General features: G+C 68.1%; 12 protein-coding genes. All 12 read left to right on the forward strand.

Features of this window, described 5'->3' with window-relative positions; genetic code table 11:
- The first annotated feature begins 77 nt into the window (after nt 1–77).
- The 12 genes from hisG to QN357_RS00435 all read left to right on the forward strand — a co-directional run bounded on the left by hisG (nt 78) and on the right by QN357_RS00435 (nt 14,721).
- Entirely contained in the window at nt 78–917 is an 840-nt protein-coding gene (gene hisG / locus QN357_RS00380; RefSeq protein ID WP_134448738.1) for an ATP phosphoribosyltransferase, read from the forward strand.
- A 68-nt stretch (nt 918–985) separates the two neighbouring features.
- Complete coding sequence (gene hisF, locus QN357_RS00385; protein ID WP_134448737.1) at nt 986–1,747, forward strand: imidazole glycerol phosphate synthase subunit HisF; 762 nt, start codon at nt 986–988, stop codon at nt 1,745–1,747.
- Nucleotides 1,747–2,181, forward strand: coding sequence for a phosphoribosyl-AMP cyclohydrolase (hisI, locus tag QN357_RS00390; protein ID WP_134561151.1), 435 nt, complete (start codon nt 1,747–1,749; stop codon nt 2,179–2,181). The genes hisF and hisI overlap by 1 nt, the downstream gene beginning before the upstream one ends.
- Nucleotides 2,178–3,722, forward strand: a complete 1,545-nt coding sequence (locus tag QN357_RS00395; RefSeq protein WP_134448735.1) for an anthranilate synthase component I — start codon at nt 2,178–2,180, stop codon at nt 3,720–3,722. Before hisI ends, QN357_RS00395 begins: the two co-directional genes overlap by 4 nt.
- Nucleotides 3,723–4,370: a Trp biosynthesis-associated membrane protein gene (locus QN357_RS00400; RefSeq protein ID WP_134448734.1), complete on the forward strand. Its 648-nt coding sequence runs from the start codon at nt 3,723–3,725 to the stop codon at nt 4,368–4,370.
- A 98-nt stretch (nt 4,371–4,468) separates the two neighbouring features.
- Complete coding sequence (locus QN357_RS00405) at nt 4,469–4,696, forward strand: DUF6704 family protein (RefSeq protein WP_134448733.1); 228 nt, start codon at nt 4,469–4,471, stop codon at nt 4,694–4,696.
- Nucleotides 4,697–4,700: 4 nt separating this feature from the next.
- The gene (gene trpC, locus QN357_RS00410) at nt 4,701–5,471 is read left to right on the forward strand and encodes an indole-3-glycerol phosphate synthase TrpC (RefSeq protein ID WP_322135782.1); all 771 of its coding nucleotides are present in this window, start codon (nt 4,701–4,703) and stop codon (nt 5,469–5,471) included.
- Nucleotides 5,472–6,689 (forward strand): tryptophan synthase subunit beta, encoded by a 1,218-nt coding sequence (gene trpB, locus QN357_RS00415; RefSeq protein WP_134560083.1) that lies wholly within the window; start codon nt 5,472–5,474, stop codon nt 6,687–6,689.
- Nucleotides 6,686–7,528: a tryptophan synthase subunit alpha gene (trpA, locus tag QN357_RS00420; protein WP_416347600.1), complete on the forward strand. Its 843-nt coding sequence runs from the start codon at nt 6,686–6,688 to the stop codon at nt 7,526–7,528. The genes trpB and trpA overlap by 4 nt, the downstream gene beginning before the upstream one ends.
- A 116-nt stretch (nt 7,529–7,644) precedes the next feature.
- Entirely contained in the window at nt 7,645–8,568 is a 924-nt protein-coding gene (gene lgt / locus QN357_RS00425) for a prolipoprotein diacylglyceryl transferase (protein WP_416172976.1), read from the forward strand.
- 125 nt (nt 8,569–8,693) lie between these two features.
- Nucleotides 8,694–13,271: a glutamate synthase large subunit gene (gene gltB / locus QN357_RS00430; RefSeq protein ID WP_134448730.1), complete on the forward strand. Its 4,578-nt coding sequence runs from the start codon at nt 8,694–8,696 to the stop codon at nt 13,269–13,271.
- Nucleotides 13,264–14,721, forward strand: a complete 1,458-nt coding sequence (locus tag QN357_RS00435; RefSeq protein WP_134448729.1) for a glutamate synthase subunit beta — start codon at nt 13,264–13,266, stop codon at nt 14,719–14,721. Before gltB ends, QN357_RS00435 begins: the two co-directional genes overlap by 8 nt.
- The last annotated feature ends 51 nt before the right edge of the window (nt 14,722–14,772 follow it).

Genomic DNA, 14,772 nt, shown 5'->3' on the forward strand with positions numbered 1-14,772 from the left:
CCCCCCCCCCCCCCCCCCCCCCCCCCCCCCCGCGCCGCCATCCCTACCCCGAGAACTGACCTGCTGAGAGTGTTGAGATGCTGAGAATTGCCGTGCCCAACAAGGGCTCCCTGTCCGAAACCGCGGCGCAGATGCTGCACGAGGCCGGGTACACCGGGCGTCGCGACCCGCGCGACCTCGTCGTGTCCGACCCGCGCAACGGCGTCGAGTTCTTCTACCTGCGTCCGCGGGACATCGCCACCTACGTCGGCAGCGGGGCGCTCGACGTCGGAATCACCGGCCGGGACCTTCTGCTTGATTCCGGCTCCCCGGCACGGGAGATCGCGAGCCTCGACTTCGGCGACTCGACCTTCCGCTTCGCGGGCCCCGCCGGACGCTTCGGCGAGCTGAGCGACCTCGAAGGGCTCCGCGTCGCGACGAGCTACCCCGGTCTCGTCGAAGCCTTCCTGGCCCGTCACTCCGTCACGGTCACCCTCGTGACCCTCGACGGCGCCGTCGAGTCCGCCGTCCAGCTGGGTGTCGCGGATGCTGTCGCCGACGTCGTCTCGACCGGAACGACCCTGCGCAAGGCCGGCCTCGAGATCTTCGGCCCGGTCATCCTCGAATCGACGGCGGTCCTGATCACCTCCGAGAACGAGAACGCCGGCATCCACACGCTCCTCCGCCGTCTGCAGGGCGTGCTCGTCGCCCGCCAGTACGTGCTGATGGACTACGACATCCCGCTCGTCAAACTCGACGCGGCCTGCCTGCTCGCCCCCGGAATCGAGTCACCCACGGTGTCGAGCCTGCACGACCCCGACTGGGTCGCCGTGCGCGTGATGGTCCCGCGTCACGACAGCAACCACATCATGGACGCCCTCTACGAGCTCGGCGCCCGGGCCATCCTGATCAGCGCCATCCACAACGCCCGCCTGTAGAACCCGATTGTGGGCAGAATAGCAACGGGCGGAACAACACTGGGCAGCAGAGCCCCGGAGGTGCAATCGTGAGTCTTGCCGTGCGGGTCATCCCGTGCCTCGACGTGGCCAACGGCCGGGTCGTCAAAGGCGTCAACTTCCAGAACCTCAGGGACGCGGGCGACCCGGTCGAACTGGCGCGACGGTACTACGAGCAGGGTGCAGACGAACTCACGTTCCTCGACGTCACCGCGACCGTCGACAACCGGGCGACGACGTACGACGTCGTGCGCGCCACAGCGGAGCAGGTCTTCATCCCGCTCACCGTCGGCGGCGGGATCCGGGGAGTCGAAGACGTCTCGCGGCTGCAGGCGAGCGGCGCTGACAAGGTCGGCGTCAATAGCGCCGCAATCCTCCGCCCTGCCCTGATCGGCGAGATCGCCGACCGCTTCGGTTCACAGGTGCTCGTGCTGTCCCTCGACGTGAAGCGCAGCGACCGCACGGAATCCGGGTTCGTCGTGACGACCCACGGCGGCCGCACGGAGACCGACCTCGACGCCCTCGCCTGGGCCAGGCTCGCGATCGAACTCGGAGCGGGGGAGCTGCTCGTCAACTCCATCGACGCGGACGGGACCAAGAATGGCTTCGACCTCGAGCTGATCGGCCTCATGCGCGAAATCAGCAGCGTACCCGTGATCGCCTCCGGCGGCGCTGGACGGGTCGAAGATTTTCCGCCCGCGATCCGGGCAGGCGCAGACGCCGTCCTCGCGGCATCCGTCTTTCACAACGGCGAACTCAGTATCGGAGACGTCAAACACGAACTCGCCAGGGAAGGACTCGTGGTGCGCTGATGACACCCCTGCAGACCATCGAGGATGCCCTCGGGTGCGCCGTCTTCAATGCGGACGGCCTCCTGCCCGCCGTGATCCAGCAGTGGGACACCCGCGAGGTGCTCATGCTGGGCTGGATGAACGAGGAAGCCCTCCGGCGGACCTTCTCAGAGGGCCGCGTGACATTCTGGTCACGTTCGCGCCAGGAATACTGGCGCAAGGGCGACACGTCCGGGCACGCTCAGTACGTGCGCGGCGCAGCGTTCGACTGCGACGCAGACACCCTGCTCGTCCAGGTCGACCAGGTCGGCGGGGCCTGCCACACCGGAACCCACACGTGCTTCGACGGGCGGGACATCGACGTCGCCCACGGCGCCAGGCCCGATGCGACAGACCCCGATGCGACAGACCCCGATGCGACAGACCCCGACGCGACAGACGGAGAACACGCATGACGACGGATTCCCAGACGAGTACGGCCGGCACGACGACGGCCGCGCAGTTCGACGCGCTGGTAGCAGGGCACCGCGTCATCCCCGTGATCCGCGAACTCTTCGCGGACGGGGAGACCCCCGTCGGCATCTACCGCAAACTCGCGGCCGGTCAACCGGGCAGCTTCCTGCTCGAGTCGGCGGAACAGGGCGGCATCTGGTCGCGGTTCTCCTTTGTCGGGGTGTCGTCGTTCGGCGTCCTGACCCAGCAGGGTTCGGAAACCCGGTGGATCCCCTACGGCGTCGACGCCGCACGCGTCCTCGGCCCGGCAGCGGCCCAGCCGCCGCTCGAGGCCCTCGCCACCCTGTACGCCCGCTGGCAGACGCCGCGGCTTCCCGGGCACCCGCCGTTGACCGGCGGTCTCGTCGGGTTCATCGGCTGGGAGGCCGTTCGTCAGCTGGAACGCCTGCCCAACCAGCCCACCGCAGACTATGACGTACCAGGCCAGGCCTTCAGTTTCGTGGCAGACCTCGTCGCGATCGACCACAAGTTCGGCACGGTCCAGCTGATCGCCAACGTCCTGAACGACGGGATCGACGCCGCGGACACGCTCTGGGCGACCGCCCAGGCCAGGCTCGATTCGATGCAGGCCAGGCTCGCCGTGCCTGCGGAGGCCTGGCTCGCCGAGGTCGACATGTCGGCCCCCGCGACGATGCGCGCCCGCACCACCCGCGACGACTTCCTGGCCTCCGTCGACACCGCCAAGCGGCACATCGTCGACGGGGACATCTTCCAGGTCGTCATCTCCCAGCGTTTCGACCAGGAGTGCACGGCCGACCCGATCGATGTCTACCGGGTGCTCCGCAGCCTCAACCCGAGCCCGTACATGTACCTGCTCGGCCTCGAGTCCGCGACAGGGGAACCGTACTGGATCGTCGGATCGTCCCCTGAGGCCCTCGTCAAGGTCCAGAACGGGCGCGTGTTCACCCACCCGATCGCCGGATCCAAGCCGCGCGGTACCACCCCGGAGCAGGACGCCGACTTCGAGACCGAGCTCGCCGGTGACCCCAAGGAAGGTGCGGAACACCTGATGCTCGTCGACCTCGCCAGGAACGACCTGCTCAAGGTCTGCGCACCCGGCTCCGTCGAGGTCACCGAGTTCAAACGCATCGAGCGATTCAGCCACATCATGCACCTCGTCTCGTCCGTCGAGGGCAACCTGCTGCAGGGGAAGACGGCCATCGACGTGTTCCGGGCGACCTTCCCGGCCGGAACCCTGTCCGGGGCGCCGAAGCCGCGGGCGCTCGAAATCATCGACGATCTCGAGCCCACCCAGCGCGGTGTCTACGGGGGAGTGGTCGGCTACTTCGGGTTCGCCGGGGACGCGGACCTGGCCATCGCCATCCGCACCGCCACGATCAGCAACGGTGTGGCCAGGGTGCAGGCCGGGGGAGGCCTCGTCGCAGACTCCGATCCCGCGAGCGAGTTCCAGGAATCGGTCAACAAGGCCGCGGCACCGCTGCGCGCCGTCGCGATCGCCAACGCCATGAAGCGGGTGCACTAGGTGAAGCGAACCGGTCGCACCCTCAAGCTCCGGCTGGTGCTCCTCGTCATCGCCGCGAGCGGACTCGCGCTCCTCGCCTGGAGCCAGGTCTGGATCGACGTGCGCGTCGTGCAGGGGTCATCGACCGTCGACCTGCCGATCAGCGGTTCGACCGCAGCGGGCGCGCTGAGCGCCCTCGCCCTCGCCGGGCTCGCCCTCGCCGGCGCACTCACGATCGCGGGCCCCGTGATCCGGGTCGTACTCGGCGCCCTCGAGGTGCTTCTCGGCTTCTCGGTCTCCCTCGGTGCCGGCCTCGCCATCGGCAACCCCGCCGCAGCGAGCGCGGCCGCGATCACCAAAGCGACGGGCATCGCGGGTAACGCCTCGATCCAGGACGGCGTCACTGCGGCCGCCCTCACACCCTGGGCCTTCGCCGGCTTCGCGGCCGGTGTCATCATGGCCGCGGCCGGTGTCGGCATCCTCGTCACGAATCGCCGCTGGCCCGGCGCGACGAGTCGATACCAGGCCGTGCGCTTCGAGCCCGCGGACGGTGCACCCGGCGGCCAGCCGGCTGCTTCCGCCGGTGAAGACGCGCGAGAGGATGCCGTCATCACCTGGGACGGGCTCACCCGCGGCGATGATCCCACCGAAACGGCCGGTGACCGGTGATCGGCGCCGCCGCTAGACTTGAGCCGCACCAGGACCCACAATCCACGCGTCCGCAGATGACGCCCATGCGTACGCAGTTGACGCCCAGAAGGAGAACCATGAGCTTCGAGTCGGTAGACCCAGGCGAAGGCCACTCGATCGCGGCCTGGACGGCTGTCGTCGTCATGCTCGTCGCGATCACGATCGGCACCGTCGCCTTCTTCCTCGATGTGCCGTGGCTGGTGTGGGCCTCTGTCGTCCTCCTCGTCCTCGGCCCGATCGCCGGGTTCGTACTGAGCCGGCTGGGCTACGGCGTCGCCGACGCAGCGCCGCACGAAAGTCATTAGCCGAGTGCTGTCCGAACTCCTCGCCGGGGCACTGTCAGACGCCGCTGAACGGCGCCTCACCCGTCCGTTCGCCGCCGTCGAATCGGCGGCCGTCGATCGCGCCCCCGCTATCGACGCACTACACGCCCTCGCACCGGCCGACAGGGTCAAGATCATCGCGGAAGTGAAGCGGGCAAGTCCTTCCCGGGGCACCCTCGCCGAGATCTCGGACCCTGCCGCCCTCGCCGTCTCCTATGAGTTCGGCGGGGCGAGCGCCATCAGCGTGCTCACAGAGGGACGCCGTTTCCTCGGGTCCCTCGCCGACCTCGAACAGGTGCGATCCGCCGTGTCCATCCCTGTCCTCCGCAAGGACTTCATCGGCGAGCCGTACCAGGTCCTCGAGGCCAGGGCCGCGGGCGCAGACCTCGTGCTCCTCATCGTCGCGGCACTCGACCAGGCCACCCTCGGGTCCCTCCAGGCCCTCGTCCGCGAACTCGGCATGACGGCCCTCGTCGAGACCCATAGTGCCGAAGAAGTCGACCGTGCGCTGGATATCGGTGCAAGCCTCGTCGGGGTCAACGCCCGCGACCTGTCGACGTTCCAGCTCGACCAGGAGCTCTTCGGCCGCCTCGCAGACCGGATCCCCTCCGGTGTCATCCGCGTCGCCGAATCAGCGGTCAAGACGGCCGCGGACGTCGCCCACTATCGTGCCGCCGGCGCCGACGTCGTCCTCGTCGGCGAAGCGCTCGTCACGAACGATCCCATCCTCACCCTTACCGAATTTCTGGCGGTCTAAATGTCCACGTCCCTTCGAACCGAAACAGGCCCGTACTTCGGCGACTTCGGAGGCCGGTTCGTCCCGGAGTCGCTCGTCGCAGCCCTCGACGAGCTCACGAACGAATATGCGCTGGCCAAGGTCGACCCGGCCTTCGCCGCTGAGCTGATGGAACTGCACAGGAGCTACACCGGCCGACCGTCGATCATCACGGAGGTGCCGCGGTTCGCCGCGCACGCCGGCGGCGCCCGGGTGATCCTCAAGCGCGAAGACCTCAACCACACCGGGTCACACAAGATCAACAACGCCCTCGGCCAGGCGCTTCTCACCAAGCGAATCGGCAAGACCCGGGTCATCGCCGAGACCGGCGCCGGCCAGCACGGCGTCGCGACCGCGACCGTCGCCGCGCTGTTCGGGCTCGAGTGCGTCGTCTACATGGGCGAGGTCGACACCGAACGGCAGGCCCTCAACGTCGCACGGATGCGCCTCCTCGGTGCAGAGGTCGTCTCCGTCCGCACCGGGTCGCGCACCCTGAAGGACGCGATCAACGACGCCATGCGCGACTGGGTCACGAACGTCGAGACGACCAACTACATTTTCGGCACCGTCGCAGGTCCGCACCCCTTCCCCGCGATGGTGCGCGACTTCCAGAAGATCATCGGAGAAGAGGCCCGCGCCCAGGTGCTCGAACTCACCGGGCGCCTCCCCGACGCCGTCACGGCGTGCGTCGGCGGCGGTTCCAACGCCATCGGAATCTTCGACGCCTTCCTGGACGATCCTGCTGTCGCCCTCTACGGGTACGAGGCAGGCGGAGAGGGCATCGAGACCCCGCGCCATGCCGCGACCCTGACCAAGGGACGCCCGGGGATCCTGCACGGGGCGCGCAGCCTCATGCTGCAGGACGAGGACGGCCAGACCGTCGAGTCGCACTCCATCTCGGCCGGACTCGACTACCCGGGGGTCGGACCAGAGCACTCCTGGCTCTCGACCATCGGACGGGCGACGTACCTGCCCGTCACCGACGCCGCGGCGATGGACGCGTTCCGCCTCCTCAGCCGCACGGAGGGCATCATCCCGGCGATCGAGTCGGCCCATGCCCTCGCCGGAACCCTCGAGCTCGGCAAACGGCTCGGACCGGAGGCGACCATCCTGGTCAGCCTCAGCGGTCGCGGGGACAAGGACATGGAAACGGCGGGCCGATACTTCGACCTGCTCGACGAGGGTGCACAGCAGCTATGACCGCAACGACGAAGACCAGCACACCGATGACGCCCAACCGCACCAGCAGGGTCGAAGCCACGATCGCCCGGCGCAAGGCAGAGGGCGGCGGTGCCCTGATCGGCTACCTTCCCGTCGGTTTCCCCACCCTCGCTGAGAGCATCGAGGCCGCCGTCGCCCTCGCGGAGAACGGCGTCGACATCATCGAGCTCGGGTTGCCGTACTCCGACCCCGTGATGGACGGCCCCGTGATCCAGGCGGCCACCCAGCAGGCCCTCGCCAACGGTTTCCGGCTCCGCCACGGAATCGAAGCTGTCGCGGCGATCACCGCACGCGTCGACGCTCCGGTCCTCATGATGACCTACTGGAACCCGATCCTGCAGTACGGGGTCGACCGCTTCGCCGACGACCTGCTCGCCGCGGGCGGCGCAGGCCTGATCACCCCAGACCTCATCCCCGACGACGCAGCAGACTGGTTCGCGGCGAGCGACCGCACCGGCCTCGACCGGGTCTTCCTCGCCGCGCCCTCGTCGTCAGACGAACGGCTCGCCCACGCGGTCGAGGTCAGCCGTGGTTTCGTGTACGCCGTCTCCACCATGGGCATCACCGGGGCGCGTTCCGACGTCGACTCCGCAGCCCGCGTCCTGGTCGACCGGCTGCGCCTCGCCGGTGCGACGAGCGCGTGCGTGGGCCTCGGGATCTCGACTCCGGAGCAGGTGCGCGAGATCCTCGGCTACGCGGACGGCGCCATCGTCGGTTCCGCGCTGGTCAAGGCGCTGTCCGACGGGGGAGTCCCGGCCCTCGGGGCCCTCGCCGCCCGGCTTGCAGCCGGGGCGCCCGGGATCCGCGCCGCCGTTTAGGGTAAGTTGACCGAGGCGAGCTCCCACGCTTCCCCGCTACGAAAGGTAATACCCAGGTGTCTTTTCTGCTGAGCATTCCGAGCCCAGGCCCCGAGTGGAGCTACTTCGACCTCGGCATGTTCCGGGTCCACGCCTACGCGTTGTGCATCCTGGCCGGCATCATCGCGGCAACGGTCATGACGAGCAGGCGCCTCAGTAATCGCGGCGCCGAGCCGGGCGTCGTGCTCGACATCATCCTCTGGGCCGTCCCGCTCGGCATCGTCGGCGCCCGGGCGTACCACGTGCTCACCCACCCCTCCGACTACTTCTTCGCCGGTGCGAACCCCTGGGAAGTCTTCGCGATCTGGAACGGCGGAAACGCCATCTTCGGAGCGCTCATCGGCGGGGCCGTCGGCGCATACATCGGCTGCCGGATCTCCGGCGTGAAATTCTGGTCCTTCGCGGATGCCCTCGCCCCCGGAATGCTCATCGCGCAGGCGATGGGACGCCTCGGCAACTGGTTCAACACCGAACTGTTCGGCCTGCCGACGACCCTGCCCTGGGGCCTCGAGGTGCCGTCGACCAACCCGGCCTTCCCCGTCGGGCTCCCGGCCGGCACCCTGTTCCACCCGACCTTCCTCTACGAGATGATCTGGAACACGATCGGCGTGATCGTCATCCTCCTCATCGAACGCCGGATCACGCTCCGCTGGGGCCGCGCCTTCGGTGTGTACCTGGTCTGGTACGGCCTCGGCCGCACGTTCTTCGAATCGATCCGCATCGACCCGAGCGAGATCTTCTTCGGAATCCGCACCAACGTCTGGGCAGCGATCATCGCCGTGGTCCTCGGCATCATCCTCATCGTGGTGCAGGGCCGCAGGCACCCCGGACTCGAAGTCAGCGTCTATCGCCCAGGTCGGGAATGGAAGCGCCCCGTCCCTGAGGTAGAATCTGAAGAGTTTGATACGGATTTCGAGGACCACGGTGATGAGGCCGTCGAACCCGCCGCATCGGGCGACGTTGCAGCCACAAGCACCAGCAACCCGCGCCTCCAGGCCTGAGACCGTACACCCGGCTCCCGCCTCCCTCCCGGTACGACGGGTCGGCGCGCAACTGTACGCAGATGATCTCCACCCCCGCGGGCCAGCGTCGTCCCCACTTGCCAGCTATCTCTGAGGACGGTCCCATGCCGCAGTCACCCCTCTTTTCCCGCTTCAGCACCGTTCCCCAGCCCCAGGGGCTGTACAACCCTGCCGACGAGCGGGACGCCTGCGGGCTCGCCATGGTCGCGACACTCCGCGGAACCGCCGGGCACGACATCATCACGATCGCACTCGACGCCCTCCGGAACCTCGAACACCGCGGCGCGGTCGGGTCAGACGCCGGAACCGGCGACGGCGCAGGCATCATCACCCAGATCCCGCACGACTTCCTGAGCCAGGTCGTCGAATTCGAGCTCCCCGCCGCCGGGCGGTACGCCGTCGGCAACGTGTTCCTCCCGACAGACCCGACCGAACGCAGCGCCGTCAAGCGCCAGATCGGCCGGATCGCCCAGGAGGAGTGCCTCGAGATCCTCGGCTGGCGCGAAGTCCCCGTGCGCCCCGACGAGGTCGGAAACCTGGCCAGGGCGGCCATGCCCGCGATCCAGCAGCTCTTCGTCCAGAGTTCGCGCACGGAGGACGACGGTGAACGCGTCGCGGACATCGCGCTCGACCGCCAGACCGTCCGGCTGCGGAAGCGCGCGGAGCGGGAACTCGAGACGTACTTCGCGTCGCTCTCCTGCCGCACCCTGGTCTACAAGGGCATGGTCACGACCCTCCAGCTCGAACCCTTCTACCCGGACCTCTCCGACCCGCGCTTCGTCTCGAAGCTCGCCCTCGTGCACTCCCGGTACTCGACCAACACCTTCCCGTCGTGGCCGCTCGCGCAGCCGTTCCGGATGATCGCGCACAACGGTGAGATCAACACCGTGCAGGGCAACCGCAACTGGATGCGCGCGCGCCAGTCCCAGCTCGAATCCTCCCTGCTCGGAGACCTCGCCCCGCTGCTGCCGATCGTCACCCCCGGCGGCAGCGACTCCGCGTCCTTCGACGAGGTCGTCGAGCTCCTGAGCCTCTCCGGCCGCTCCCTGCCGCACGCCGTCATGATGATGGTCCCTGAGGCCTGGGAGAACCAGACCGCGCTCGACGAGGAACGACGCGCGTTCTACGAGTACCACTCGATGCTGATGGAGCCGTGGGACGGTCCCGCGGCGATCGTCTTCACCGACGGTTCCCTCGTCGGCGCCACGCTCGACCGCAACGGGCTCCGCCCCGGCCGGTACCTGATCACCGACGACGGCCTCGTCGTGCTCGCGAGCGAGATCGGCGTGCTCGACATCGACCCCGCCCGCGTGGTCCGCAAGGGCCGGCTCCGCCCCGGCAAGATGTTCCTCGTCGACACCGTCGCGGGCCGGCTGATCGAGGACGACGAGATCAAGGCAGAACTCGCCGCGATGGAACCGTGGGGGGACTGGCTCGACGCCGGCCGGATCAACCTCAAGGACCTCCCTGAGCGCGAGCACATCGTGCACCCGCCGGCATCCGTCGTGCGCCGCCAGCGCACCTTCGGCTACACCGAAGAAGAAGTGCGCATCCTGCTCGCCCCGATGGCCCGCACCGGCGGGGAACCCCTCGGCGCCATGGGCAGCGACACGCCGATCGCCGTTCTGAGCGACCGGCCCCGGCTCATCTTCGACTACTTCACCCAGCAGTTCGCCCAGGTGACAAACCCGCCCCTCGACTCGATCCGCGAAGAGGTCGTGACCTCCCTCAAGCTCGGACTCGGGCCGGAGCGGAACCTCCTGTCCGTCGGACCGGAGCATGCGCGCCAGGTGGTCCTGGACTTCCCGGTCATCGACAACGACGAACTCGCCAAGATCCAGCACATCGACCCCGCCCCCGGCAGCCGGACGACCTCGACCATCCGGGGCCTGTACCGTTTCGACGATGGCCCGGACGCCCTGGCCAACCGCATCGACGCGATGTGCCTCGAAGTCGACGACGCCATCGAGGCCGGAGCCCGTTTCATCGTGCTCTCCGACCGCGATTCCAACAAGGATCTCGCGCCGATCCCGTCGCTCCTGATGATCGCCGCCGTGCACCACCACCTGATCCGCACGGAGAACCGGATGAAGGTCGGCATCGTCGTCGAGGCCGGTGACGTGCGCGAGGTGCACCACGTCGCGCTCCTGATCGGCTACGGCGCCTCAGCGGTCAACCCGTACCTCGCGATGGAAACCTGCGAGGACCTGGTCCGGAGCGGGTACATCACGAACGTCTCACCCGAGAAGGCTGTGCGCAACGTCATCAAAGCCCTGGGCAAGGGCGTGCTCAAGATCATGTCCAAGATGGGCATCTCGACGGTGTCGTCCTATGCGGGAGCCCAGACCTTCGAGGCCGTCGGCCTGAGCCAGGACTTTGTCGCCCAGTACTTCACCGGGACGACGAGCAAGCTCGGCGGCATCGGCATCGATGTCATCGCCGCGGAAAACGAAGCACGCCACGCCTCGGCCTACCCGGAAGATGCAGCGGTCACGGCGCACGAAAGACTCAGCACCGGCGGCGAGTACCAGTGGCGCCGCGACGGCTCCCCGCACCTGTTCAACCCGGAGACGATCTTCCGGCTCCAGCACGCGACCAGGACCGGCCGTTACGACATCTTCCGCGAGTACACCAAACTCGTCGACGACCAGGCCGAGAGCCTCATGACGCTCCGCGGCATGTTCACCTTCGACACGCACAAGCGGCACCCCGTGCCTCTCGACGAGGTCGAATCGGTCGCGTCGATCGTCGCGCGCTTCGCGACCGGTGCGATGAGCTACGGCTCGATCTCCCCGGAGGCCCACGAAACCCTTGCGATCGCCATGAACCGGATCGGCGGCAAGTCGAACACCGGGGAGGGCGGCGAGGACCTCGACCGGCTGATCGACCCGCAGCGCCGCAGCGCCGTCAAGCAGGTCGCCTCCGGGCGGTTCGGCGTGACGAGCATGTACCTGTCGCACGCCGACGACATCCAGATCAAACTCGCCCAGGGAGCCAAGCCCGGTGAGGGCGGCCAGCTGCCGCCGACCAAGGTGTATCCCTGGATCGCGCGCACCCGGCACGCCACGGCGGGCGTCGGTCTGATCTCGCCGCCGCCGCACCACGACATCTACTCGATCGAAGACCTCAAGCAGCTCATCTTCGACCTCAAACGGGCGAACCCGGATGCTCGCATCCACACGAAGCTCGTCAGCCAGTCCGGCATCGGCGCTGTCGCTGCCGGCGTCGCCAAGGCGTTGTCGGACGTGATCCTGGTCTCCGGCCATGACGGCGGCACCGGGGCGAGCCCGCTCAACTCGCTCAAGCACGCGGGGACGCCCTGGGAACTCGGACTAGCGGAAACCCAGCAGACCCTGATGCTCAATGGCCTGCGTGACCGCGTCGTCCTGCAGGTCGACGGCCAGCTCAAGACCGGCAGGGATGTCATCATCGGCGCGCTGCTCGGAGCGGAGGAGTTCGGCTTCGCGACCGCGCCCCTGATCGTCGAGGGCTGCGTCATGATGCGGGTCTGTCACCTCGACACCTGCCCTGTCGGCGTCGCCACCCAGAACCCCGAGCTGCGGAAGCGCTTCACGGGCAAGGCAGACCATGTCGTGAACTTCTTCGAGTTCATCGCCCAGGAGGTGCGCGAGTATCTCGCGGAGCTCGGCTTCCGCAGCCTCCAGGAGGCCGTCGGCCACCACGAGATCCTCGACGTCGACGGCGCACTCGAACACTGGAAGGCAGCGGGCCTCGACCTCGCGCCGATCCTCGACGGACCTGACTTCCCGGATTCCGAGCCGAGACAGTTCGGTCGACCCCAGGAACACGAACTCGACAAACACTTCGACAACGAGCTCATCAGGCGCGCGGGAAGCGTGCTCGAGCACGGCGGCCGGGTCGAGATCGCCCTGCCGATCCGCAACACCGAACGGGCCGTCGGCACAATGCTCGGCCACGAGGTGACGATCCGGCACGGCGAGAACGGCCTTCCGGCCGGCTCGATCGACGTGACGCTGACCGGTTCGGCGGGACAGTCGTTCGGGGCCTTCCTGCCGGGCGGGATCACCCTCAGGCTGGAAGGCGACTCGAACGACTACGTCGGAAAGGGCCTCTCCGGCGGTCAGATCGTGGTCCGCCCCGACCGTTCGAGCATCTTCTCCGCCGAGGAGAACGTCATTGCCGGCAACGTGATCGGCTACGGCGCCACCCAGGGCAGCATGTTCATCCGCGGCATCGTCGGCGAACGGTTCCTGGTGCGCAACTCCGGAGCGACCGCGGTCGTCGAAGGCGTCGGGGACCACGCCCTCGAATACATGACGGGCGGGCTCGCCCTGATCCTCGGCCAGACCGGCCGCAATCTCGGTGCGGGCATGAGCGGCGGCACCGCATACGTCTACGGACTCCGCACGGAGGACGTCAACAGCCAGGCGCTCGAGTCCGGGGAGCTCACTCTTCTCCCGCTCGGAAGCGCCGACAGGGAGATCGTCAGCGATCTCCTCGAACAACACCGGGACCAGACGGATTCCGTGCTCGCCGCGGCTCTCCTGTCGGATCTCGAAACAACCATGTCCACATTCGTCAAGGTTCTGCCGCGGGACTACGCCGCCGTCCTGGCGACCAGGCAGAACGCCGTCGCCGAGGGTCTCGACCCCGACGGCGACGTCGTCTGGAACCGCATCCTGGAGGTTACCAATGGCTGATCCGAAGGGATTCCTCACGACGAAGGCGCGCGAACTGCCGCCGCGTCGCCCGGTGTCCGTGCGCCTGATGGACTGGAAAGAGGTCTACGAACAAGGAGACGCCGCCGTTCTCAAACGGCAGGCAGGCCGCTGCATGGACTGCGGCGTTCCCTTCTGCCACCAGGGCTGCCCGCTCGGCAACCTGATTCCGGAGTGGAACGATCTCACCTGGCGGGAGGAAGGCAGGCAGGCCATCGAGCGCCTGCACTCCACGAACAACTTCCCTGAGTTCACCGGACGGCTGTGCCCGGCCCCGTGCGAGTCTGCGTGCGTCCTCGCGATCAGCCAGCCTGCCGTGACGATCAAGCAGGTCGAGGTCTCGATCATCGACCAGGCCTTCTCCAACGGCTGGGTGCAGCCGCAGCCGCCGGGGCGCCTGACCGGCAAGACGGTCGCCGTCGTCGGATCGGGGCCCGCCGGTCTCGCCGCGGCCCAGCAGCTCACCCGTGCAGGTCACACGGTCGCCGTGTTCGAACGCGACGACAGGATCGGCGGCCTGCTCCGCTACGGCATCCCCGACTTCAAGATGGAGAAGAAGCACCTCGACCTCCGCCTTGCGCAGATGACGGCGGAGGGAACCCGGTTCCGCGCCGGCGTGAACATCGGCGTCGACATCACCTGGGACGACCTCAGAGCCAGGTACGACGCCGTGGTCGTCGCGACCGGTGCGCTCGTACCCCGCGACCTGCCCGTCCCCGGCCGCGACCTCCCCGGCGTGCACTTCGCGATGGAATACCTCGTGCAGCAGAACCGCACGGGCGCTGGGGACACGGTCGACAGCCAGATCACCGCAGAGGGCAAGCATGTTGTCGTCCTCGGTGGTGGCGACACCGGCGCCGACTGCATCGGCACGGCGCACCGCCAGCTCGCGGCATCCGTCACGAACCTCGCGATCGGCAGGCAGCCCGGCACAGAACGGCCCGAACACCAGCCGTGGCCGATGTCCGCGACCCTGTTCGAGGTCTCGAGCGCCCACGAAGAGGGCGGCACCCGCGAATACCTCGCCTCGACGATCGAGTTCCTCTCCAACGAGGCCGGCGAGGTGCGCGCCATCCGCGTCGCTGAAACCGAGTACCTCGATGGCCGGCGCGTGCCCAAGGCGGGTACGGAACGTGAAATCCCCGCGGACCTCGTACTCCTCGCACTCGGATTCACCGGCCCGGAATCGGCGGAGCTCACCAGCCAGCTGCACGTGCCGCTCGATGGGCGGAGTAATGTCGTTCGAGACGGTAACTACCAAACCAGCCGTGAGGGCGTGTTCGTCGCCGGCGATGCCGGTCGCGGACAGTCCCTCATCGTCTGGGCGATCGCTGAAGGTCGTGCTGCTGCAGCCGCCGTCGATCGATTCCTCGAAGGTGAGACACAACTACCTGCTCCGGTCAAACCGACCGACCATGCCTTCGCCATCTAACGGTCCCTGTGAAGTGAGCGATTAGCCGGAGGACGCCACCAAGCGGCCTCC

It is taken from the genome of Cryobacterium sp. RTC2.1, from assembly GCF_035018685.1.
GTDB lineage: Bacteria > Actinomycetota > Actinomycetes > Actinomycetales > Microbacteriaceae > Cryobacterium > Cryobacterium glucosi.

Coding starts and splice junctions, on each gene's coding strand:
- gltB (WP_134448730.1), top strand. CDS start 8,694: ATGCCGCAGTCACCCCTCTTTTCCCGCTTCAGCACCGTTCCCCAGCCC.
- QN357_RS00405 (WP_134448733.1), top strand. CDS start 4,469: ATGAGCTTCGAGTCGGTAGACCCAGGCGAAGGCCACTCGATCGCGGCC.
- hisG (WP_134448738.1), top strand. CDS start 78: ATGCTGAGAATTGCCGTGCCCAACAAGGGCTCCCTGTCCGAAACCGCG.
- trpA (WP_416347600.1), top strand. CDS start 6,686: ATGACCGCAACGACGAAGACCAGCACACCGATGACGCCCAACCGCACC.
- lgt (WP_416172976.1), top strand. CDS start 7,645: ATGTTCCGGGTCCACGCCTACGCGTTGTGCATCCTGGCCGGCATCATC.
- trpB (WP_134560083.1), top strand. CDS start 5,472: ATGTCCACGTCCCTTCGAACCGAAACAGGCCCGTACTTCGGCGACTTC.
- hisI (WP_134561151.1), top strand. CDS start 1,747: ATGACACCCCTGCAGACCATCGAGGATGCCCTCGGGTGCGCCGTCTTC.
- QN357_RS00435 (WP_134448729.1), top strand. CDS start 13,264: ATGGCTGATCCGAAGGGATTCCTCACGACGAAGGCGCGCGAACTGCCG.
- QN357_RS00395 (WP_134448735.1), top strand. CDS start 2,178: ATGACGACGGATTCCCAGACGAGTACGGCCGGCACGACGACGGCCGCG.